Below are 22,345 nucleotides of genomic sequence, written 5' to 3'. Positions count from 1 at the left end.
CGACAGCGGATCGCCTGGTCGGCTTAGATCAGTACGATCCGCTCCCCGTCGACCTTGACCGGGATCTGGGTGAGCCCCGCCTTGGCCGGGCCCTTGCGCACCTCGCCGGTCTCGCCGTCGAAGAGGCTGCCGTGCGTCGGACAGTCGATCACGCCGCCGACCGGCGGGCTGACCAGGTTGCCCCGGTGCGGGCAGCGCGGGTCGAAGGCGCGCACCGTGCCGTCCTTGGTGCGCACGATGAGCAGGATGCCGTTGCCCTCGGTCTCCACCAGCGCGCCGCCGGTGGCGGGCAGCGCGGAGAGCCTGGCCAGTTCGGCGCCGGGTCTGGCGGTGCCGGTGCCGCCGGTGCGCGGCGGTTTCCCGCTGCCGCAGGCGGCGGTGGTTCCGGCCAGGGCGAGCAGTCCACACAGGACCGTGCGACGGGACAGCGGTGGCGGCATGCCGGACATCCTAAGAAGGGTGTCTAGTCTTCGGGCCGGTCGAGCCTGGCCAGGATCCCGGGGTCGCAGCCGCGGTCGGCGGCGGCGCGGCGGGCTGCGTCCCGGTCGCCCTCCCAGAGCAGGATCTCCACCAGCACGGTGTTGCGCCGCTGGTCGTCCTCGCCGGGCTGGCGCAGCCAGCGCAGCACCCGCTGGCGTTCGCGGTCCCAGGCTTTGGCGTGATCGGCGACCGCGCGCAGCCGGAGGTAGGCGTCCAGGCCGGGGCGGGCGCGGAAGGCGGTGCGGCGCAGTTCGACCGCGCGGTCCAGCCTGCCCAGCCGGACGCACTGGTCCACGGCGAGGTCGACCAGGCGGGGCACCGCGCCGGTGCCCTTGGCGGCGACCAGGCCGCGTTCCACCCAGGCCAGCGCTTGCTCGCTGCGGCCGGCGGCTTCGAGTTCGGAGGCGATGCGCAGGTACTGCCAGGCGGTGGACAGGTCGGTGGCCAGGATCTGCACGGTGAGGTCGGGATCGCCGGTGTGCTCGGCGAGTTCGTGCACCAGGCGGGTGACGGCGGCGCGGTGCCGGTCGTAGCGGCCGGTCTGGCCGAAGCGCACGGTGGGCAGGCCGCGGCAGGCGGCTTCGGCGCCCTGCCGGTAGTAGGCGAGTCCGGCGGCGCCCAGGGCGTCGGTGTACTCGGTGAGCCGCACCTCGGGGCCGTCGGGGTGGGCCAGTTGCAGCCGGATCAGCCAGCCGGCCAGCCGGTAGGGGTCGGGGCGGACCAGGCGGCAGGCGATGGCGTGCGCGACCAGGGCCCGCTGGGCCAGGTCGGCCAGTTCGTCCCAGTGGCCGCCTGCCTGGTGCGCGGCCCCGGCGAGCACCTCGACGACCTGTTCGGCGAACTGCACGGCCTCCTGGGCGCGGCCGTCGGAGACGAGGTCGTGCAGGGACTGGACCACCTGGTGCAACCGTTGCCAGTGCGCGGTGTCGTCCTGGTGCCCTGGCGGGGACAGCGAGCCGTGGAGGGTGCTGCGCAGTGCAGCCACATCGTGGAACTCGTCCCCTGCCCGGCCCGCCACGAGGAGATGAAACCGCACGGGTGAGCACTCCCGCGCGGGCTTGACCCCGTTCAGCGCAGCGGATGCGACCAGGTGGCCCAATCAGGTGCGACTAGGCGGCCGAGCGCAGCGCGGCGGGCGCGGTCAGCGTCCAGACCGCGTGCGCGATCGCGTTGGTGTTGCGGGAGAGCGCGGCCGCGTTGACGTTGTTCACCCCGTCGCAGGAGCGGTGGTAGCACGGGTCGAACGCCTGACCGGCGGTGCCGCCCCACTTCTGCGCCTGCGCCGCGCTCTTGCGGACCTCGGCGCCGGTGAAGGTGCCACCGGTGGCGATGCCCGCGCGGGCGAAGGCGGCGTGGTCGGACCGGCCGCCGACGCTGGTCTGCTCGGTCTGCACACCGGCGCCGCGGAAGTAGTTCTCCAGCAACGTGGTCAGCGCCGCGGACCCGGTGGGCTGGCCTGCGCTGCTGTAGACGAAGTAGCCGGGGTTGGGCGAGCCGATCATGTCGAAGTTGAGGTAGGCCTTGATCTGGGCCTTCTGCGCCGCGGACAGGCTGGCCACCCAGCGGGTGGAGCCGATGAGGCCGAGTTCCTCCGCGCCCCACCAGCCGAAACGCAGGTGCTTGGTGGTCTTGAGCTGCTGCTTGGCCACGGTCAGCGCGACTTCCAGGAGGCCGCTGGAGCCGGTGCCGTTGTCGTTGATGCCCGCGCCCGCGGAGACGCCGTCGAGGTGGCCGCCGAACATGATGGTGTTGTTCTCATCGCCGCCGGGCCAGTCGGCGATCAGGTTGTAGCCGGTGGCGCCGCTCTGGGTGAAGGTGTGCACGGTGGTGCGGAATCCGGCGGCGTCGAGCTTGCCCTTGACGTAGTCCACCGAGGCCTTGTAGCCAGGCCGCCCGTGTGCCCGGTTGCCGCCGTTGGCCGCGGCGATCTTGCCGAGTTCGGTGAGGTGCGCCTGGATGTTCGCGGTGGGAATGGTCGGCGGCGCGGCGGGCGCGGCCGCGGTGGCGGTGCCGGCGATGCCGCTGACGACCAGTGCGGCGGTGGCCGTCACCGAGCCGAGAACGAGTCGGAGTTTCACGCGGACCTCCCGATCGGGCTGATCGCGCAGGGTTGCGATCAGCTGCACGGCGAGTGTCGAACGGGCGTGACCGTGGGCGGTACCCGACTTTTGTCGGAAACAGTTAGCGGTATTGCGATGAGTGCATACGGTGCACAACGGAAAACGCCGCCTCCGCTGCCGCGGAGACGGCGTCCCTGGGCTGGTATTACCTGGTCTGGCGCTACTTGGTCTCGCCGTCGCTGAGTTCGGTCGAGTCGCCCGGTGTGGCCGGGGGTTCCGGCGCGGGCGCCGGGTCGACGACCGCGGGCGGGATGACCGGCGGCACCACGGCGACCGAGGCGCGGCCGGGCGGCGGCACATCGGTCTGGGCGACCGCGGTGGCCTCCTTGACCGCGCGGGCGATCTCCGGGTCGGGCGCGGTGTCGAACCAGGAGGCGATCGACTCGTCGTCCTCCTCCGGCCTGGACTCGGTGTCCGGCGGCGGGGCCTCGTAGCGGAAGACGCCGTCCTCGCCCTTGCTGCCGAACATCTTCGCGAAGCCCTGCAGCGCGTCGCCGAACTGGCTGGGCACCATCCACACCGTGTTGGAGTCGCCCTGGGCCATCTGCGGCAGCGTCTGGAGGTACTGGTAGGCCAGCAGTTCCGGCGTCGGCCTGCCAGCCTTGACCGCGGCGAAGACCTTCTCGATCGCCTTGGCCTGGCCCTGGGCCTGCAGGTAGCGCGCGGCCCGCTCGCCCTGCGCCTTGAGGATGCGGCTCTGCCGCTCGCCCTCGGCGGAGAGGATCGCGGCCTGCTTGCCACCCTCGGCGGCCAGGATCTGGGCCTGCTTCTGGCCTTCGGCGGTCTTGATGGAGGACTCGCGCTGGCCTTCGGCGGTGAGGATCATGGCGCGCTTCTCCCGGTCGGCGCGCATCTGCTTCTCCATCGAGTCCTGGATGGAGGGCGGCGGGTCGATCGCCTTCAGCTCGACCCTGGCGACCCGGATGCCCCAGCGGCCGGTGGCCTCGTCGAGCACGCCGCGCAGCTGGCCGTTGATGGAGTCACGCGAGGTCAGCGTCTGCTCCAGGCTCATGCCGCCGACCACGTTGCGGAGTGTGGTGGTGGTGAGCTGCTCGACGCCGATGATGTAGTTGGAGATCTCGTAGACCGCCGCCCTCGGGTCGGTGACCTGGAAGTAGACCACCGTGTCGATGGACACCGTGAGGTTGTCCTCGGTGATCACCGGCTGCGGCGGGAAGGAGACGACCTGCTCGCGCAGGTCGATCCGGGCCCGCACCCGGTCCAGGAAGGGCACCAGGATGTTCAGCCCCGGGGCCGCGACCGTGCGGAAGCGGCCCAGCCGCTCGATGACCGCCGCCTGCGCCTGCGGGATGACCAGCACTGCCTTGACGACAGCGACCAGCACCAGCAGGACGATGACGGCGACGACTACAACCGCGCCCACTCCAGCCTCCAACGCCTCAGCCTTCCGCCCACACGACCGCGGTCGCTCCAGCGATATCCATGACGGTGACGGCCCGTCCGACCTCGATCACCTGCGTCTCGTCGTAGGCGCGGGCCGACCAGATCTCGCCACCGAGTTTCACCTGTCCACCGTGGGCGTCCACAGTGGACAGTACTACTGCCTTGCCGCCGACCAGCGCTTCCACGTTGGTTTTCACATGGTCCCCGGCCAGCATGCGGCGGCGCAGCGCGGGCCGGACGGCCGCGAGCAACACGACCGAACTGACCGCGAACACCGCGACATCGACCCACAGCACGTCGATCACCGCAGCGGATCCGGCGGCCGCCAGGGCCGCGACGCCGATCATGAGCAGCACGAAGTCACCAGAAAGCACTTCCGCTGCCAGAAGCAGGACTCCGGCTACCAGCCAGACCAGGGCGGCCATGTCGCCATCGTGGCAGAGTGCGCCACCCGTTGCCGACCGTGACCAGCCGCCGTGACCGACGTGTGATCTACCGGGCGACAGTTCTCACCCGATCCGGGATCACCCCCGCGAACCCACAGTGACGAAGTCAATTAGCCGTTCCACCGCACCGACCAACGGCGTCTCCAAGTCCCGAAACCCCCGAACCCCGGACAGCACCCGCCGCCACCCCGCGGCCGGTTCCCCCCACCCCAGCTCAGCACACACCCCGGTCTTCCAGTCCTGTCCCCGGGGAACCACCGGCCACTCCCGGATCCCCACCGAGCCAGGCTTGACCGCCTGCCAGATATCCACGTACGGGTGACCAGTGACAAGCACATCCGGGTGAGCCGCCCCCGCGACGATCCGAGATTCCTTGCTCCCCACCACAAGGTGATCCACCAACACCCCCAACCGCCGCCGCCCCCCAGGCCCGAACTCGGCCACCCGCGCGGCCAACTCGTCAATCCCGCCAAGGGGTTCGACCACCACCCCCGCCACCCGAAGGTCATGCCCCCACACCCGCTCGACCAGTTCCGCGTCGTGGATGCCCTCGACCCAGATCCGGCTGGCAGCAGCGGTCTTCGCCCGCAACCCGTCGACCCGGACCGATCCGGAGGCGGAAGCGGCGGGTTTGGCGGGCGCGGCGACCGGCTTGACCAGCGTCACCGGCTGCCCGTCGAGGAGGAAAGCGGCAGGCCGAAGCGGGAAAACCCGCTGCCGCCCATGCCGATCCTCCAGCACGACGTTGGCGCCCTCGACCCGGAGAACGGCGCCACAGAAGCCACTGGCCGGATCCTCGACGACGAGGTCCGGGTCGGCGGGGACTTCCGGGACGGCGCGGCGTTTGGGGCCGCCGGCGAGCACGTCACGTCCGTAGGGATCGGATGGGGAGGAGCGCACGGGCGCTAGGGTAGTCGCGACGCGGATGGACTCGGCGGACTGCGGCGGGTGGGCTCAGCGCGGGCCGGTGAACTGCGGTGGCGGGGCCCTGGCGTAGGTCGGCGAACTGCTGGCCCCTGACACTGCGGTGGATGGGCCGGTGTGGGCCGGTGATCTGCGGCGGTTGTGGCTGGTGCGGGGCGGTGACCTGCGGTTGGTGAGATGGTCCGGGGCGGAAGGCAACCTTTTCGGCTCGAAAAGCGTTCCGCAGAGGAAGCGGCGGGCGGGGCGGGGAAGACGCGGGCCGGGAAGATGGTGTGGGTCGGAGCGGCCAGCGGGGTCGGGCCGGGGCTGACCGGAGCTAGACGGCGCTGGCCGGGCCGGGCGGCGCGAGTCGGGGCGGCGCGGCGCGAGTCGGGGCGGCGCGGCGCGGCGCGAGTCGGGACCGCGCTGGCCGGGCCGGGCGACGCCAGTCGGGACGGTGCCAGTCGGGGCGGCGCGAGTCAGGACTGCGCGGGTCGGCGGAGGCTGGGCCGGGCGGGCCGCCGGGTGCGCCGAGCGGGGCCGCCGGATGCTGGGTGCGCGGGGCGGCGACCCGCCCGGCCAGGGCCTAGTAACCTTTTGTGGTGCCTTGTGCCTCCGCGACCATGGCGGTCTGGACCTCCGCGTGGCTGAACGGTTCCGCGGCCTCCGATGACGTGCTCGACGCCCTCCTGGCGTGGGGCGAACTCCAGGAGGTCACCGCGGGCGACGAACACGCCGCCGAACGGTTCGACCTGCCATTGCCCGGCGATCGCCCGGTCGGGCCCGCCCTGCTGCTGGCCTGCCTGCGCCGGTCCGGGGCGAGCACCGGCGCGCTGGTGCTGCCCGCGCCGGGTGACGTTCGTGGGCTTGGCGGGCCGGGGCCGTTCGGGGTGGCCGCGTTGCGGGCCGGGGAGGCCGTGGTGCTGCCCTCGGCTGCGGTGGGGCTGGTGCCGGCGGAGGTCGCCGAGGGTGTGGTGCGGTGGTCGGTGTTCACCCTGCCCACTCCCCCGCACCTGGAGTACATCGGCATCGGCGAGGCCGAACACGGCATGACGGAGGCGGTCCGCGCGGCCGCGGCGACCCTGGTGTCGCTGGACGTGGCCCGGCACCGCCCAGGCGTGCGCACCGAGATCGACGCCGCCCTGCGTGCTCGCCCGCGCACCCCGTGGCCGCCCGGCATGCCGGGCCGTGCGCTGCGGGTGCTGGAGCGGGCCGCGGAGGTGGCCGCGATCGTGCGGGCGGCGATGAGCGATCCGGACGGCGGCGCGGTTTCCGCCTCGGCCGCCCGCGCCCGCACGGCGGCGCTGAAGCCGCTCTCCGACGCGGTCCGCTCGGCTCGCTGCGCCGCGGTCACCGAAGCCGTCCGCCAGCTCGCCAACCAGGCCGGCCGCCACTGACTCCGGCACGACGGCCGCCGGGCGGATCGCGAACGTGGCCTCCCGTTCGGGAACACACACCGGCGGGCCCGCCGGGATGGGCAGCCATACTGGCCCACCTCGGCTAACACGCTGTACGACAGCGGCCAAGGTGGCGTCCCAGATCGGCCAACTCACCGTCCAGATCGGCCAACTCACCGCCCACAACGGCCAACTCACCGTCCAGACCGGCGAACACTCCGGTGGGGCGGTGGCTCTGGCGGAGTGTTCGCCGTTGTGGGGCGTTGGGTTGGCGGTTGTGGGGCGGGGTTAGGGGGTGGGGCGGCGGGTGGGGGGTTCGCAGCAGTGGGTGGCGCAGGGGAGGCCGTTGCGGGTGCAGCCTGCGGCGGGGAGGGGGGAGAGTTTGCGGGGGGTGGTGGGGTGGGTGTGTTCGCGGATCAGGTCCACGATGAGTTGGGCGAAGCGGGGGTCTGGGCCGGGGGTGGCGGCCCGGGTGAAGGACATGCCGTGTTCGGCGGCTCGGTCCTTGGCTTCGGCGTCTAGGTCCCAGATGACTTCCAGGTGGTCGCTGACGAAGCCGATGGGGCTGACGACCAGGGCCTGGACGCCCTGGGCGTGCAGGGTGTCGACGTGGTCGACGATGTCGGGGGCCAGCCAGGGGATGTGGGGTGGGCCGGAGCGGGATTGCCAGACCACGTCGTACCCGGGCACGCCGACGGCTTCGGCGACCAGGCGGGCGGCTTCGGCGATCTGGCGGGAGTAGCGCCGGCCGCCTTCCTCGGGCGGGCCGGCGGCCTCGTCGGCGGAGGTGGGCACCGAGTGGGCGGTGAAGACCAGCCGGGCCTGGTCGCGCTGGTCGGCGGGCAACTCGGTGTAGGCGGCGCGGACCGCGTCGGCGACCGCGTCGACGAACAGCGGGTGGTCGAAGAACTGGCGGAGTTTGACCAGGTCCAGGGCCTCGTCCACGGCGGTGCGGGCGCGGGTGATGTCCTCGTCGTACTGGCGGCAGGCGGAGTAGCCGCCGTAGGCGCTGGTCGGGAACACCAGCGCCGTGCGGATGCCGTCGGCGACCATCTTGGCGGCGGTGTCCTCCACCATGGGGTGCCAGTTGCGGTTGCCGAAGTAGACCGGCAACGTCATGCCCTGCCGGGTCAGTTCGGCGCGCACCGCGTCGATGATGGCCAGGTTGAGCCGGTTGATCGGCGAGACGCCGCCGAAGTGCAGGTAGTGCTGGGCGACCTCGTCCAGGCGGGCCGGCGGGACCCCTCGGCCCCTGGTGACGTTCTCCAGGAACGGCCGGACGTCCTCGGGCCCCTCCGGCCCGCCGAAGGACAGGAACAGCAACGCGTCGAAGCTCACCGGACAATCCTGCCCCCGCGCCGGATCTCGCACCGGGCGGGGGCAGGATTGTCAGGCAGTTGTCAGTCAGTCACCGACGGCGTGCATGCCGCCGTCGACCATCACCATGGAGCCGGTGGTGGCCGGGAACCAGTCGGACAGCAGCGCGCAGATGGCCTTGGCTGCCGGGGTGCGGTCGGAGGTGTCCCAGCCCATCGGGGCGCGCTTGGACCACAGGTCGTTGAAGTCGCTGAAGCCCGGGATGGACTTGGCGGCCATGGTCTCCAGGGGACCCGCCGCGACCAGGTTGACCCGGATGCCCTGCGGGCCCAGCTCGCGGGCCAGGTACTTGGTGCAGTTCTCCAGGGCGGCCTTGGCGAAGCCCATCCAGTTGTAGCTGCTCCAGGCGACGCGGGCGTCGAAGTCCATGCCCACGATCGAGCCGCCGCCCTCCATCAGCGGCAGCACCGCCTTGGCCAGGGCCTTGAGCGAGAACGCCGAGGTGTGCACGGCGACGGAGACGTCCTCCCACGGCACGTCCAGGTACTTCTCGCCGAGGCAGGACGGCGGGGCGTAGCCGATGGAGTGCAGCACCCCGTCCAGCGCCGGGACGTGCTCGCTGATCTTCCCGGCGAGGGTGTCCAGGTGCTCCTGGTTGGTGACGTCGAGTTCGATCACCGGCGCGGGCTTGGGCAGGCGCTGCGCGATGCGCTCGACCAGCCGCAGCCGCCCGAAGCCGGTGAGCACGACCTCGGCCCCCTGCTCCTGGGCGATCCTTGCGGCGTGGAAGGCGATGGAGGCCTCGGTGATCACTCCGGTGATCAGCACCCGCTTGCCTTCGAGCAGTCCGGTCACGTGCTCTTCCTCCGAGTCGACCTAGTCAAGAAGTGGTGGTTGCTAAGGCTCTAGCCTGGCAGAACGGGTCAGTGACCCATGCCCATGCCCCCGTCGACCGGCAGCACCGCGCCGTTGACGTAGGAGGCGCCGTCGGAGGCGAGCCAGGTGACCGCGGCCGCGACCTCCTCGGTCTTGCCGGCGCGCCGGGCCGGGACGGTGACCAGCTGCTCCTTGAGGCTTTCGGCCAGGTGCGCGGTCATGTCGGTCTCGATGAAGCCGGGCGAGATGACGTTCGCGGTGATGTTGCGCGAGCCGAGTTCCCTGGCGATGGAGCGGGCGACGCCGACCAGGCCCGCCTTGCTCGCGGCGTAGTTGACCTGACCGGCCTGGCCGGAGAGGCCGACCACCGAGGAGATGAAGATCATGCGGCCCCAGCGCTTCTTCAGCATGCCGGAGGCGGCGCGCTTGGCGACCCGGTAGGCGCCGGTGAGGTTGGCGTCCACGACCTTGGTGAAGGACTCCTCGGACATGCGCAGCAGCAGCACGTCGTCGACGATCCCGGCGTTGGACACCAGCACCTCGACCGGGCCGTGCTGGGCCTCGACCTCGCTGAAGGCGCGGTCGACCTGCGCGGCGTCGGTGACGTCGCACTGCACCCCGAACAGGCCCTCTGGCGCGCCGGAGCCGCGGTGGGTGATGGCGACCTTGTCGCCCTGCTCGGCGAAGGCACGGGCGATCGCCAGGCCGATGCCTCGGTTGCCGCCAGTGACCAGTACCGACCTAGACACCGTGGGTCCTCCATGACTCGCGCGGTTGCTGCTGCGGACGGCGTCAGGCTAGTCGGTCGCCTCGAACCCGCAGGAAAAGGCATCGAAGATGCGTAACCAGCGCATCCGCGCGTCGGCGCGCGGTCTCACCCCGGCGCGGTCGCCGATGGTGCTCACGGAGCATGCGGAAAAGGGGACGTGACCCATTCCGGGTCACGCCCCCGATCAATTCCGGGGAATTCAGCAGTACAGGTTGCCGCCGGGCGCGACACCGATGATGCCGGTGAAGCGCTGATAGTTGCCGACCCGGCTCTGCACCTGTCCGGGGTTCTTGCCATTGCATTCCAGTGAGCCATTGATGCTGCGGATGGTCTCGCCGAAGCCGCGGCTGTTCACCATGGCGTTGTGCGGGGTCATCGAACCCGGTCCGTTCTGGGTCATCCAGTACCAGATCGCGGTGCGCCAGGAGATGGTGGCGTCGTTCTGCACCAGCCAGGGGTTGCCCAGCAGGTTGACCCGCAGGTAGTCACCGGCGGCCTTGTAGTTGAAGTTCCAGCTCAGCTGGATCGGCCCGCGCCCGTAGTAGGCGGCCTGACCGGCCGGACAGCCATACGGCTGGCTGCGGTCGCAGTAGTGCGGGTAGTTGGCGGTGTTCTGTTCCACCACGTGCCGCAGCCCGCCGGTCTCGTGGCTGACGTTGGCCAGGAAGGCGGCCAGTTCCTGCCGCTGCACGGTGGCGCTGCCCTGGTTGGCGAAGGCGCCAATCGTTTGGGCTGCGTTGCGCAGGCCGGCGTAGGTGTAGAAGCCGTTGCGGCTGGGGAACATCTGGTTGAACTGGGCTTCGCTGATCATGAAGGCGGTCGGAGCGGCCGCGGCGGGGACCGCGACCACGAACCCGGCCGCGGACAGCACCGCGACCAGCAAGCCGAGAAGACGACGTCGCATCACACGCTCCTAGCTGCACAGGGGAAATGCGCGAGGCGGACCTCGCGAATTCGCAGCAGGACAGCACCGGACACCACGGAAGTGCGAAGCGCAGGGGTGGCCCCAAACCACTTCCGGGCGGCGGTGGCGACAGGTTCCGAACAACTGCGGGACCCATTTCGCCACAGGTGCGCGGCGGGCGGAAGTAACTTAAGTAGGGAGTTCGTAAATTTGGTCTGGACCATCGAATCCGGGAGCGTCCACATGGGGTACCCGGCGCAGTCCGGCGCGCCGCGCGACCCGGTGTGAGGCGTGGTTGTCCGGGCGCACCCTGGCGATGACGAGCTGTCCGGGCAGCTCGGTCCGGGCCCAGGTCACCACGGCGGTGGCCGCCTCGGCGCCGAGTCCGGCGCCCCAGGCGGCCGGGGCGAGCCGGTAGAGCAGGTTCAGCACCGGCCGTCCGGGTAGTTCCATGCGTTTGAGGCCACAGAACCCGATCGGGTCAGGTGTCCCGGGGCGGCGCAGCACCCAGTAGCCGAAGCCGTGCCGCCGCCAGTGTTCGTCCCAGCGCCCGAACAGTTCCTCCGCCTCAGCGCGGCTACTCAGGGCGTCGCCGGGGTTGTGCGCGCAGGCCAGCGGGTCGGCGTGGATGGCCAGGATGGCCTCGATGTCGCCCGCGTCCGGCCGGCTCAGGATCAGCCTGCCGGTACGCAATTCGGCGCTCATGGTCAGAGGCGGACCGGGTAGACCGGTTCGGGCACGTCGACCTTGATCCGGTGTTCGATGAAGATGCCGTGCCAGATCATGAAGCTGAGCACCGCCCAGAGCTGGCGGCTGCGGTCGCGCTCGCCCGTCTTGTGCTCGGCGAGCATGGCGAAGACGGCCTTCTTGTCCAGGATCTCGTCGGTCTTGGAGTCGGCGATGATGCCCCAGGCCCAGTCGTGCATCTCCTCCCGCAGCCAGTGCCGGATGGGCACTGGGAAGCCGAGTTTGCGCCGGTTGAGCACGTGCGGCGGGATGATCTTGGCCAGGGCCTGGCGCAGCGCGTACTTGGTGGTGCCGCCGGCCAGTTTCTGGTCGAGGGGCACGGTGGAGGCGACCTTGAAGACCTCCATGTCCAGGAACGGCACCCGCAGTTCCAGGGAGTTGGCCATGGTGACCTTGTCGGCCTTGGTCAGGATGTCCCCGCGCAGCCAGGTGAACAGGTCCACATGCTGCATCCGGGCCACCGGGTCCCAGTCCTTCGAGATCCGGTACCAGGGCTCGGTGATCTCCTTGAAGCCGATCCGTTCGTCGTAGTGCCGCAGCACGGCGCGCAGCTGCTCGTCCCGGAAGTTGCGCGCGTTGCCGTAGTAGCGCTCCTCCAGGGTCAGCGCGCCGCGGCGGAGGAGGTCCTTGCCGCGCACGCCCTCGGGGATCTTGGTGGAGACCTTGCCGAGCACCTTGCGCAGGCTGCCGGGCATCTTCTCGAACGGCGCCAGGGACAGCGGTTCGCCGTAAACGGTGTAGCCGCCGAACAACTCGTCCGCGCCCTCCCCCGACAGCACCGCCTTGACGTGTTTGCGGGCCTCGCGGGCGATGAACCACAGCGGCACCAGCGCCGGGTCGGCCACCGGATCGTCCAGGTACCAGATGATCAGCGGCATCGCCTGCATCATCTCCTGGGCGGAGACGGTGCGGACCACGTGCCGCACGCCGATCGCGGCCGCGGTCTCGGCGGCCACGTCGACCTCGGAGTAGCCCTCCCGCTCGAACCCGGCGGTGAAGGCGATCAGGTTGGGGTTGAACTGTTTGGCCAGGGTGGCGGTGGCGGTGGAGTCGATGCCGCCGGAGAGGAACGCGCCGACGGTGACCTCCGGGTCGGAGATCATGTGCTTGCCGACCGAATCCCGCATGACATCGGCGATCCGCTGGTACAGCGCCTCCGCCTCGGCCTCCCCGTGCACCGGCCGCGCGGTGAAGGTGGGGTTGAAGTAGCGGGCGAACTCCAGCTGCCCGCCAGGCCGCAGCCGGAACGCGGTGCCGGACTCGACCCGGCGGATGCCGGCGTGCAGCGATTCGGGTTCGGGCACGTACTGCAGCACCAGGTAGTGCTGCAACGCGGTGAGGTCGAGTTCCTCGGCCACCCCGAGCACCCCGGACAGTTCCAGGAGGCTCTTCTTCTCACTGGAGAAGGCGATCCCGCCGGGACCGGCGGAGTAGTAGAGCGGTTTGATGCCGAACTGGTCGCGCGCGCCGAAGACGATCCGCTCCTGGGCGTCCCAGATCATGAAGGCGAACATGCCGCGCAGCTTGGGCAGAGCGGCCGGGCCGAGGTAGTGGTAGGCGGCCACGATGGACTCGCCGTCGCCCTGGGTGCGGAACCGGGCGCCGAAGCGGGCGGTCAGCTCGGCGCGCAGCTCGCGGTAGTTGTAGATCTCGCCGTTGAAGTTGAGCGTGTACCGGTTGGGCGCCTCGGGCGGGCCCCACACCAGGGGCTGGTGCGAGTGTTCGAGGTCGATGAAGCCGAGCCGGTTGAAGCCGTAGACGACCTCGGCGTCGGCCCAGGTGTCGTGCTCGTCGGGTCCACGGTGCCGCTGGCAGCGCATGGCCGCTCCGACCGCGCCGCGGGCGCTGGCCGCCTGGGCGGGGGTGGCGCAGATCAGTCCCAGCACTCCGCACACGTGGGGATTCACCTCGGGTTGCTCGTCGGGCCGGAGACTCCAGTATCCCGTGCGGCCGGGTGGCGCCCGCCGACGGGTTACCTCAAGCGGAGGTAAGTTCTGCCCGCTGCCGCTTGCTGATCAGCGCGTTTGCCCACACCGTGACAGGCGTCTCAAGGAGGGCACATGTCGGTAGGCGTCAGCGCGGACGTCCCCAGCGGCGGGGGCAAACAGGGTGAGAAGCGGGTCGTGGCGAACGTGCTGCGCGGCTCGATCGGCAACCTGGTCGAATGGTACGACTGGTACGCCTACACGGCGTTCAGCATCTACTTCGCCAGCTCGTTCTTCCCCAAGAACGACTCCACCGCGGAGCTGCTGAACACCGCCGCGGTGTTCGCGGTCGGCTTCCTGATGCGTCCCATCGGCGGCTGGATGCTGGGCCGCTACGCCGACCGGTTCGGCCGCCGGGCCGCGCTGACCCTGTCCGTGACGCTGATGGCGGCCGGATCCCTGGTCATCGCGGTCACCCCGTCCTACACCTCGATCGGCCTGGCCGCGCCCGCGCTGCTGGTGGCCGCGCGACTGTTGCAGGGCCTGTCGGTGGGCGGTGAGTACGCCACCTCGGCGACCTACCTCTCCGAGGTCGCCTCACCGGGCAAACGCGGGTTCTACTCCAGTTTCCAGTACGTCACGCTGACCGCGGGCCAGCTGCTCGCCCTCGGCGTGCAGATCGTGCTGCAGCAGGTGCTCACCGAGGAGCAGATGCACTCCTGGGGCTGGCGGATCGCCTTCGTCATCGGCGCGGCGGGCGCGATCGTGGTGATGTGGCTGCGGCGCAGCATGGACGAGTCGGAGAGCTTCAAGAAGGTCGCCCAGTCCGAAGAGGGCAAGACCCCGCAGCGCGGCACCCTGCGCGCCCTGCTGCAGCACCCCAGGGAGTGCCTGCTGGTGGTCGGCCTGACCCTGGGCGGCACGGTGGCCTTCTACACCTACACCACCTACCTCCAAAAGTTCATGGTCAACACCAGCGGCATCAGCAAGCAGAACGCGGCCTGGATCAACTTCCTCGCCCTGGTCGTCTTCGTGGTCATCCAGCCCTTGGCTGGCAAGCTGTCCGACCGGATCGGGCGACGGCCGCTGCTGCTGTTCTTCGGCGTCTGCGGCACCCTGGGCACCGTCCCGCTGCTGACCGCGCTGGCCGGCACCAACTCGCCGGTGGCCGCGTTCTTCCTGATGCTGGCCGGGCTGATCATCGTCACCGGCTACACCTCGATCAACGCGATCGTGAAGGCCGAGCTGTTCCCCACCAACATCCGCGCGCTGGGTGTCGGTCTGCCCTACGCGCTGACCGTGGCCATCTTCGGCGGGTCCGCGGAGTACGTGGCGCTCTGGCTCAAGCAGGCGGGCATGGAGTCGGTGTTCTTCTACTACGTGGCGGGCTGCGTGCTGGTCTCGCTGCTGGTCTACGGCACCATGCGGGAGACCTCGAAGTCCTCCCCCCTGGAAGAGGGCTCGTTCCGCTGATCGCCGTTCTTGATCATCACTGTTTCTGATGGACGCGATTTCCGCTGATCACCGTGCCCGCCGGGTGGTGCTTGTCGCCCACCCGGCGGGCTTTTGGCCACTTCCCCGGGTGCGATGGCTCCGATCGGGCTAATCTGCCCGCGGTATCCGCGTTTCACGGCCATCTGGGGTATTGACGATGCGACAACTGAGTGCCGTGATGGCGGTGTTGCTCACCGCCACCGCGCTCACGGCCTGCACCCAGGTCTCTCCTGGCACACCGAAGGCCGGGCCTTCCACCCGCAACATCGCTGATGAGATCAAGGGTGGTCCGACCTCCGAGCTGCGCAAGACCTTCTCCACCACGCCGCAGCAGGTCAACGACTACTGGAACAGCGACCGGCTGCGCGACGCCCGGCCCAAGCAGCCCGGTCCCAACGACGGCGGCAGCGACGTGCCGAAGGAGAACCCGGGCGCGCAGGTGGTGATCCAGCCATCCGACGGGGTGATCGGGCAGGTCAAGCCGGACTCCAACGGCACCAACCCGCGCGGCGACGCCTGGTCGCGGGCCGGGCTGAGCGAGACCACGGTCGGACGGCTCTACTACACCTTCGGCGGCAAGCCGTACGTGTGCTCGGCCTCGGTGATCAGCTCGCCGTCCAAGGTCCTGGTGGCCACCGCGGGACACTGCGTGTGGGAGACCCAGGGCGAGAAGATGTGGGCGGACAACGTGATGTTCGTGCCCGGTGACCGGGCCGGGCAGTCCCCGCACGGCAAGTGGGCGGCGGAGTCGATCTACACCACCCGCGAGTTCCTGACCAAGGCGGAGAGCAGCGACCGCGGCACCTCCGGCGAGGGCTGGGCCTACGACATCGCCTTCCTGCGGATGCGGCCACTGGGCGGCAAGAAGATCCAGGACGCGCTCGGCGCCCAGGGCATGGCCTTCGGCGTGCTGGCCGAGGGGCTGACCGCGATCGGCTACCCGACCGCGCCGCCCTTTGACGGCAAGGTGATGCGGTACTGCTCCTCGCCGAACTGGGTCAAGGGCCCTTTCGGCGACTACACCATCAACTGCGTGATGACGCCCGGCTGTTCGGGCGGACCCTGGTTCACCCGGTTCGATCCGGGGCGAGGCGCCGGAATCGTGGTCTCGGTGTCCTCGGTGGGCAACGCCAGGACACTCTCCGGCGCGGTGCTCGGCCAGGTGGCGCACAACCTCTACAAGCAGGCGGACGCGGGATGATGACGATGACCCAGCGGCGCGGGCGGCTGGCCGCGCTGGCCGGCGCACTGGCCGTGACGATCACCGCGGCGGGGTGCAGCAGCGCCTCCCCCGGACTCGCGCTGGCCGACCAGCAGGCGGTCACCGCCTACATGGCGGCCCAGTTCGACGGCGCGTTCAAGAAACTCGACCAGGAGCTGATCAAGCCACGGGACGAGAAGTCGACCGTGTTCTGGCACGGGCGGTTCAACGAACGCAAGACGGACAAGGAGATCGACGTCTTCCGCTACCAGGCGGCGGACAAGGGCAAGCCGGAACCGCCGGCGATCTTCACCAAGTCCCGCACCAGCAAGGACATGAAGGACAACCTGGACCAGTACCACCCGAGCGGCTCGGAGTGGGACTACCTGCTGCTGGGTGAGCGGTTCCGCTCGCTGGCCACCACCCCGTGGGTGCGGTTCCCGACCTTCACCCCCAAGGACGGGTTCAACGTGTGCCTGCTGACCGGGGTGCAGACGGTGTGCGCCATGCAGGACGCGATGAAGGCCACCCAGAAGTCCTCGCCCGCCGGGCTGGTCAAGGAGTACCGGCAGCAGGCCGACGGCAGCGCCGAACTGCTCACCGGGGTCACCCTCAAGTCCTTTGTGGACAACCGGGTGCTGAGCTTCCCGGAGGACTTCAAGAAGCAGATGACCCCGCCGATGCTGGAGTCCTTCCTGCGCACCACGGTGGTGCTGGATCCGCAGGGACAGCTCAAGAAGATCGAGATCAACGGGATCGTGGACAAGGGCGGTCCGAAGATCGAGATCCAGGTGGGGTACGAGATCCTGGGCAAGGCCACCGCGAAGGACTTCCCGCCGGAGCCCTCGCCGCTGGACCGGACCGATCTGCCCGATCTGAACGCCCGCAAGGACTTCTTCAACCGGCTCGCCGCGCTGTAGATACCGAGGTAAGAGATGAGCAACCCGTACCAGCCGCAGCAGCCGCAGTGGGGCGGTCAGCCGCAGCAGCCGAATCCGTACCAGCAGCCGCAGCAGCCGCTGCCCGCGCAACCGCAGTGGGGCGGGCAGCCGACGCCGCCGCCCGGCTACCCACAGCAGGGCGCGCCCACCCCGCCACCCGGCTACCCCCAGCCGCAGGGCCCCGGCGGTCCTGGCGGTCCCTACGGCGGCGCGCCCTATGGTGGGCCGCCGCAGCAGGGACCGAAAAAGTCCGACGGCAGTGCGAAGAAACCGCTGCTCTACGGCCTGGTCGGCGTGGTGCTGATCGGGCTCGTCTTCGGCGTGCTGGCCTTCCTTGGCGTGTTCACCAGCAAGGTCCTGGACACCAAGGCGGTGCAGACCGGCGTGCAGAAGGTGCTGACCGAGAACTTCGGCATCGCCAAGGTCACCGCGGTGACCTGCCCGAACCAGCCCGCGATCAAGGCAGGCAACACCTTCACCTGCACCGCCACCGTGGACGGCAAGCAGCGGCAGGTGCCGGTGAAGGTCACCAACGACTCCGGTGAGTACGAGGTCGGCCAGCCCAAATAGGCTGCGACACATGAAGGTGCTGCTGGTGGAGGACGACGACGGGGTCGCGGACGCCCTCGTCGAAGTCCTCACCGCGCACGGGCACCAGCCCCGCCGGGTCCGGCACGGCGCGGACGCGCTGACCGGACACCGGGAGGTGGATCTCGTGCTCCTCGACCTGGGGCTGCCCGACGGCGACGGCCTTGAGGTGCTGCGCAAGCTGCGCCGGGTGGCCACCGTGCCGGTGATGGTGCTGACCGCGCGCGGCGACGAACGCTCCGTCGTGCGCGGTCTGCGCCTCGGCGCCGATGACTACCTGGTCAAACCGGTCCGGCTGGCCGAGTTGCTGGCCAGGATGGACGTGGTCACCCGGCGGGCCGCGCACCGGGCCGCCGCCGGGGAACCCGCCGAGGAGGTGGTCACCGGCGATGTCCGGATCGACCTGGCCAGCCGCCGGGTCGAGGTCGCCGGGGCGCCGATCACGTTGACCGCCAAGGAATTCGACCTCCTCGCCGCACTGGCCCGCCGGCTGGGCGCCGCGGTCAGCCGCCAGCAACTCATGGACGAACTCTGGGGCGACGCCTACCTGGCCATCTCCCGGTCCCTGGACGTGCACATCGCCCAGCTGCGGGCCAAACTGGGCCGCCCCAACCTGATCAGCACCATCCGCGGCTTCGGCTACCGGCTGGAGCCGTAGGTGCGGCGGCGACTCCTGGTGGTGCTGCTGGCCTTCTCGGTGCTGGCGGTGGCCGCCTTCGCCTGGCCGCTGCTGATGAGCACCGCTGCCGAACGCACCCAGCAACTCCTGCTCTCCCGCACCGCCGACCTGGACCGCTTCGCCGCGCTGGCCGACACCGCGGGCACCACCGGGGACCTGGGCGCGCTGGCCGCGGAGATCCAGCGCTACGGCGAACTGTACGGCGAGGCGGTGCTGGTGGTGGACACCCGGCGCGGCCCTCTCGCCGCCACCGGCGACCTGCGTCCAGCCGACCCGGCCGTGGTCCGCCTGGTCGACGGCGCGTTGCGCAACGAACGTCAGTCCACAGTGGACCCACTCACGCCCTGGTCCAGCGAGCCGGTGCTGCTGGCCCGCCCGGTGGGCACCGGCATCCGGGTCACCGGGGCGGTGGTGCTGCGCGCCGCGGTCACCGCCGCCGCCGGGGACATCGCCCGCCGCTGGGGCGTGGTGCTGCTCGGCGCGCTGGCCGCCGCGCTGGCCTGCGTGAGCCTGGCCCTTGGCGTCTCCCGCTGGGTGCTGCGGCCACTGCGCGAACTGGAACGCGGGGTGCGCGCGGTGGCCTCCGGGGAGCCGCACGCCCAGGTCGCGGTGCACGGACCGGCCGAACTCCGGGTGGTGGCCGCCGCGTTCAACCAGATGTCCGACGCGGTCTCCGACGCCGCCGAACGGCAACGCCGCCTGGTCGCCGAAGCCTCGCACCAGCTGCGCAACCCGATGACCGCACTGCGGCTACGAGTGGACGCGCTCGGCCCCTCGGTCGCCCAGCCCGCCCAGCGCTCCTACCAGTCCGTGCTCGGCGAGGTCGACCGCCTGGAATCGCTCCTGGACGGGCTGCTCACCCTGGCCAGCGCGGAGAACCGGGCCGCCGAACTCCGCTCACCGTCCACAGTGGACGAACCACCGGCGGACTGCGAACCGTTGCTGGTGCTGGCCGATCGCCGGGACGCCTGGTCCGCCGCGGCCACCGCCGCCGGGATCACCCTCCAGATCGGCCGCACCCCCGGCACGCCGGTGCTGGCCGCCTTCCCCGCCGACGAACTCGCCCAGGTCCTCGACGTGGTCCTGGACAACGCGATCAAATACGCCGGCCCCGACGCCGTGATCACCCTGGCCCTGCAGGCCGAACCGGACACCCTGCGGTTGAGCGTCACCGACACCGGGCCCGGCCTGTCCGCGGACGAACTCGCCCTGGCCACCGAACGGTTCTGGCGCTCCCAGGAACACCGCGGCAGCCGCGGCACCGGCCTGGGCCTGGCCATCGCCGAACAACTCGTCACCGCCCACGGCGGCCGACTCTCCCTCGCGACGGCACAGCCCCACGGCCTGTCCGTCCACATCGGACTCCCGCGAGCCGCCGGATGACGCTGTCCCGCAGGCTGTTCCTGCTCACCCCACTGGCCGCGCTGGCCTGCACTACCAGGGACTACCCCGGCCCGCCGCGCCCACTGTCCATCGGCGCGGGCGAACCCGGCGGCCCCTACCTGGCCTTCGCCACCCGGCTGGCCGCCGAGATCGCCGCCGCCGAACCCGGCCTGCGCGCCACCCCGGCGCAAACCCAGGCCAGTGTGGCCAACCTGCGCCTGCTCGGCACCCGCGAGGTCGACCTGGCCCTGGCGCACGCCGACGCCTGTGAGGCCGCCGCCACCGGCGCCCCCCCGTTCACCGACCGCCTGCCGCTGCGCGCGCTCGGCCGGATCTATGAGAACTACCTGCAGATCGCCGTCCCGGCGGCCAGTCCGGTGCGCCGGGTGGCCGAACTCGCCGGTCGCCGGATCGCCATGGGGGCACCGGGTTCCGGCGCGGCCATGGTCGCCGACCGCATCACCACCCGGCTCCACCTCACCCCCGGCCCGCAACTGCGACTGGCCGAGGCCGCCGCCGCACTCGCCGAGGGCAGGGTGGACGCGCTGGTGTGGTCCGGTGGAGTGCCCACACCGGCCCTGGAGGAACTCGACATCCGCACGCCGATCCGGTTGCTGCCCCTGGACGATGTGCTGCCCGCGCTGCGCGGCGCGCACGGCCCGGTGTATGAACAGGTGTCGGTGCCCAGCGGCGTGTACCGCGCGCCGCGGCCGATCCCGACCATCGGGGTGGCGAACCTGGTGGTCTGCCGGGAAGAACTGCCCGCGGAAGTGGCGGCGGCGGTGACCCGGGTGCTGCTCACCCGGGCCGACCGCCTGATCCCACAAGATGCCCTCGGCATCCAGTTCCTCGATCCGCGGGCGCTGATCAGCACCGCGGCCATTCCGCTGCACCCCGGCGCGGCCGGGGTCTACCGCGAGCTACACGGCTGAATTTCAGCGCTGCTTCGGGATGACCGGCGGGATCACCGGCTCCTCGCCGTTGACCGCGCGGCTGAACCGATCGGTCACCACCGGCAGGAACTCCGGGTGGGTGAGCACCCAGAACCGCTGTTCCCGCACCGCGTCGACGACCGCGTCCGCGACCTCCTCGGCGGGCTTGCCCGCCCGGACCGCCGCGCCGATCGCCTCGCTGGCCTTGGCCATCAACTTGGCCTCCAGGCCCTCCCCGTTGGCTGGCGGGGTGCTGGCGGCGATGTTGGATTTGGTCCAGGCCGGGCACAGCACCGAGGCCCGCAGCGGGGATCCGGTGAGGACGAACTCGTGGTGCATGGTCTCGGTCAGCCCGACCACCGCGTGTTTTGTTGCCGCGTAAGGACCGGTGCCCATGCCGGCGAGCAGACCGCTCATCGAGGCCGTGTTGACGATGTGGCCCTCGTCCTGGGCCATCATCCTGGGCAGGAAGGCGTGCTGGCCGTGGATCACGCCCCACAGGTTGATGTCGATGGCGCGCTTCCACTCCTCCAGGGTGAGCCGCCAGGTCAGCCCGGAGCTGCCGACGCCGGCGTTGTTGCACAGCACGTGCGCGGCGCCGAACTCGTCATAGGTGCGCTCGGCCAGGGTCGCCAGGTCCGCGGCCTTGGCCACATCCGCCTGCACGCCGATGGCCAGGACACCCTTGTCCAGGAAGGACTTCACCAGCGCATCCAGGGCCGAGGAGTCCACATCGGACAGTGCCAAACGCATGCCCTGGGCGGCGAAGGCGGTGGCCAGGGCGGTGCCGATGCCGCCAGCGGCACCGGTGATGACGGCGACTTTGCCGGTCAGGTCTCGCACAGCGAACTCCTTGACTCAGAGGGCCGGGTCCAGGACGAGCTTGCCGACGGTGCGGCGGGCCCGCAGGTCCTCGTGCGCGGTGCGGGATTCCGACATCGGGTACTCGCCACCGATCTGCGGGCGCAGCTTGCCCTCGCGCACCAGCGCCACCATCTCGTCGAAGGGCGCCTGAACGAGGTCGGCCGGGTTACGCAGGCAGTCGATCAGCCAGAAGCCGACGATGGACTGGGAGCCGCGCATCAGCTTGGCAGGCAGCACCGGGGTGGGCTGCACCCGGCCCGCGCTGCCGTAGGCCACGATCCGGCCGAAGGGGGCCAGCACGCTCAGCGAGTCGTCGAACACCGGCCCGCCGACCATTTCCAGGACCACGTCGATCCGCTTGCCGCCGTTGGCCTCGCGCAGCCGCTCGGCCAGACCCTCCGGCGCGCCGTCGACCGCGACGTCCGCGCCCAGGTCCAGGGCGAGCTTGCGCTTGTCCTCGGTGGAGGCGGTGGCGATCACGGTGCCCGCGCCGAAAACCTTGGCCAGCTGCACCGCGAGCGAACCGACGCCACCGGCGGCGGCGTGCACCACCACCGACTCGCCCGGCTGGATCCGCGCGGAGGTCTTGAGGATGTGCCAGGCGGTGGTGCCCTGGCAGATCAGCGCGAGCGCGTCGCCGCTGGAGATGTCCTCCGGCACGTCGAAGAGACGCTCCGGCGCGGCCACCACCTTGCTCGCGTAACCACCGGAGTCGATCAGCGCGATCACCCGGCGGCCCTCCGCGGTGCGGCCGATGACCTCACCGCCGGGGATCAGCGGCAGCTTGGCCGGGGCCAGGTAGGAGTTCTCCACGTTGTGGGTGTCGCCGTAGTTGACGCCGACGCGGTCGACCTCGACCAGCACCTGCCCGTCCCCCGCGACCGGATCCGGCAGGTCCACCAGCTGCATGACCTCGGGTCCGCCGAACTCGGTGATCTGTACCGCGCGCACGTGCCGCTCCTTTGCCCTGCCCCA

The 22,345-nt window shown here is 70.8% G+C and carries 22 protein-coding genes; 8 read left to right on the top strand and 14 right to left on the bottom strand.

Features of this window, described 5'->3' with window-relative positions; genetic code table 11:
• Positions 1–23: 23 nt before the first annotated feature.
• From ACTOWY_RS19430 to ACTOWY_RS19405, 6 genes are all read right to left on the bottom strand, one after another.
• Complete coding sequence (locus tag ACTOWY_RS19430) at positions 24–449, bottom strand: Rieske (2Fe-2S) protein (RefSeq protein WP_441311060.1); 426 nt, start codon at positions 447–449, stop codon at positions 24–26.
• A gap of 14 nt (positions 450–463) precedes the next feature.
• Positions 464–1,516: a hypothetical protein gene (locus tag ACTOWY_RS19425; RefSeq protein WP_441311059.1), complete on the bottom strand. Its 1,053-nt coding sequence runs from the start codon at positions 1,514–1,516 to the stop codon at positions 464–466.
• Positions 1,517–1,589: 73 nt separating this feature from the next.
• On the bottom strand, positions 1,590–2,558 hold the full coding sequence (locus tag ACTOWY_RS19420) for a M28 family metallopeptidase (RefSeq protein ID WP_247762798.1): 969 nt from the start codon (positions 2,556–2,558) through the stop codon (positions 1,590–1,592).
• Positions 2,559–2,760: 202 nt separating this feature from the next.
• Positions 2,761–3,984, bottom strand: a complete 1,224-nt coding sequence (locus ACTOWY_RS19415) for an SPFH domain-containing protein (protein WP_441311058.1) — start codon at positions 3,982–3,984, stop codon at positions 2,761–2,763.
• A 16-nt stretch (positions 3,985–4,000) separates the two neighbouring features.
• On the bottom strand, positions 4,001–4,429 hold the full coding sequence (locus ACTOWY_RS19410; protein WP_441311057.1) for an NfeD family protein: 429 nt from the start codon (positions 4,427–4,429) through the stop codon (positions 4,001–4,003).
• A gap of 99 nt (positions 4,430–4,528) precedes the next feature.
• Positions 4,529–5,314 carry a DUF3097 domain-containing protein gene (locus ACTOWY_RS19405; RefSeq protein WP_441311056.1) on the bottom strand — a complete coding sequence of 262 codons (786 nt, stop codon included), beginning with the start codon at positions 5,312–5,314 and terminating at the stop codon, positions 4,529–4,531.
• Between the two features lie 662 nt (positions 5,315–5,976).
• Here ACTOWY_RS19405 and ACTOWY_RS19400 point away from each other — a divergent pair.
• Complete coding sequence (locus tag ACTOWY_RS19400) at positions 5,977–6,750, top strand: hypothetical protein (RefSeq protein ID WP_441311274.1); 774 nt, start codon at positions 5,977–5,979, stop codon at positions 6,748–6,750.
• A gap of 288 nt (positions 6,751–7,038) precedes the next feature.
• On the opposite strand, the gene ACTOWY_RS19395 is transcribed toward ACTOWY_RS19400, so the two are convergent.
• The 6 genes from ACTOWY_RS19395 to asnB all read right to left on the bottom strand — a co-directional run bounded on the left by ACTOWY_RS19395 (position 7,039) and on the right by asnB (position 13,258).
• Entirely contained in the window at positions 7,039–8,088 is a 1,050-nt protein-coding gene (locus ACTOWY_RS19395; RefSeq protein WP_441311055.1) for a ferrochelatase, read from the bottom strand.
• Between the two features lie 66 nt (positions 8,089–8,154).
• Positions 8,155–8,922, bottom strand: coding sequence for an enoyl-ACP reductase FabI (gene fabI, locus ACTOWY_RS19390; protein WP_247762793.1), 768 nt, complete (start codon positions 8,920–8,922; stop codon positions 8,155–8,157).
• Between the two features lie 68 nt (positions 8,923–8,990).
• Complete coding sequence (fabG, locus tag ACTOWY_RS19385; protein ID WP_185003583.1) at positions 8,991–9,692, bottom strand: 3-oxoacyl-ACP reductase FabG; 702 nt, start codon at positions 9,690–9,692, stop codon at positions 8,991–8,993.
• A 219-nt stretch (positions 9,693–9,911) separates the two neighbouring features.
• Positions 9,912–10,616: a chitinase gene (locus ACTOWY_RS19380; RefSeq protein ID WP_441311054.1), complete on the bottom strand. Its 705-nt coding sequence runs from the start codon at positions 10,614–10,616 to the stop codon at positions 9,912–9,914.
• A gap of 189 nt (positions 10,617–10,805) precedes the next feature.
• Positions 10,806–11,321 carry a GNAT family N-acetyltransferase gene (locus tag ACTOWY_RS19375; protein WP_441311053.1) on the bottom strand — a complete coding sequence of 172 codons (516 nt, stop codon included), beginning with the start codon at positions 11,319–11,321 and terminating at the stop codon, positions 10,806–10,808.
• A gap of 2 nt (positions 11,322–11,323) precedes the next feature.
• A complete protein-coding gene (asnB, locus tag ACTOWY_RS19370) occupies positions 11,324–13,258 on the bottom strand; it encodes an asparagine synthase (glutamine-hydrolyzing) (RefSeq protein ID WP_441311273.1) in 1,935 nt (644 codons plus the stop codon).
• A gap of 165 nt (positions 13,259–13,423) precedes the next feature.
• Here asnB and ACTOWY_RS19365 point away from each other — a divergent pair, with 165 nt between their 5' ends.
• The 7 genes from ACTOWY_RS19365 to ACTOWY_RS19335 all read left to right on the top strand — a co-directional run bounded on the left by ACTOWY_RS19365 (position 13,424) and on the right by ACTOWY_RS19335 (position 20,506).
• Entirely contained in the window at positions 13,424–14,761 is a 1,338-nt protein-coding gene (locus ACTOWY_RS19365) for an MFS transporter (protein ID WP_441311052.1), read from the top strand.
• Positions 14,762–14,939: 178 nt separating this feature from the next.
• On the top strand, positions 14,940–15,983 hold the full coding sequence (locus ACTOWY_RS19360; RefSeq protein WP_441311051.1) for a trypsin-like serine peptidase: 1,044 nt from the start codon (positions 14,940–14,942) through the stop codon (positions 15,981–15,983).
• Between the two features lie 5 nt (positions 15,984–15,988).
• Complete coding sequence (locus ACTOWY_RS19355; RefSeq protein WP_441311050.1) at positions 15,989–16,903, top strand: hypothetical protein; 915 nt, start codon at positions 15,989–15,991, stop codon at positions 16,901–16,903.
• Between the two features lie 15 nt (positions 16,904–16,918).
• The gene (locus tag ACTOWY_RS19350; RefSeq protein ID WP_441311049.1) at positions 16,919–17,494 is read left to right on the top strand and encodes a DUF4333 domain-containing protein; all 576 of its coding nucleotides are present in this window, start codon (positions 16,919–16,921) and stop codon (positions 17,492–17,494) included.
• A gap of 10 nt (positions 17,495–17,504) precedes the next feature.
• Positions 17,505–18,170: a response regulator transcription factor gene (locus tag ACTOWY_RS19345; protein ID WP_441311048.1), complete on the top strand. Its 666-nt coding sequence runs from the start codon at positions 17,505–17,507 to the stop codon at positions 18,168–18,170.
• Complete coding sequence (locus ACTOWY_RS19340) at positions 18,171–19,574, top strand: ATP-binding protein (RefSeq protein ID WP_441311047.1); 1,404 nt, start codon at positions 18,171–18,173, stop codon at positions 19,572–19,574.
• Entirely contained in the window at positions 19,571–20,506 is a 936-nt protein-coding gene (locus ACTOWY_RS19335; protein WP_441311046.1) for a TAXI family TRAP transporter solute-binding subunit, read from the top strand. The genes ACTOWY_RS19340 and ACTOWY_RS19335 overlap by 4 nt, the downstream gene beginning before the upstream one ends.
• Before the next feature lie 3 nt (positions 20,507–20,509).
• Here the strand turns inward: ACTOWY_RS19335 and ACTOWY_RS19330 are convergent, their stop codons facing one another.
• Positions 20,510–21,349 (bottom strand): SDR family NAD(P)-dependent oxidoreductase, encoded by an 840-nt coding sequence (locus tag ACTOWY_RS19330; RefSeq protein ID WP_441311045.1) that lies wholly within the window; start codon positions 21,347–21,349, stop codon positions 20,510–20,512.
• A gap of 15 nt (positions 21,350–21,364) precedes the next feature.
• Positions 21,365–22,321: a quinone oxidoreductase family protein gene (locus ACTOWY_RS19325; RefSeq protein WP_441311044.1), complete on the bottom strand. Its 957-nt coding sequence runs from the start codon at positions 22,319–22,321 to the stop codon at positions 21,365–21,367.
• Positions 22,322–22,345: the final 24 nt, after the last annotated feature.

The organism is Crossiella sp. CA198 (genome assembly GCF_052078295.1).
Taxonomy (GTDB): Bacteria; Actinomycetota; Actinomycetes; order Mycobacteriales; family Pseudonocardiaceae; genus Crossiella.
The sequence above is the reverse complement of the archived record's forward strand: the minus strand, read 5'-3'. Positions and strand labels throughout refer to the sequence as shown.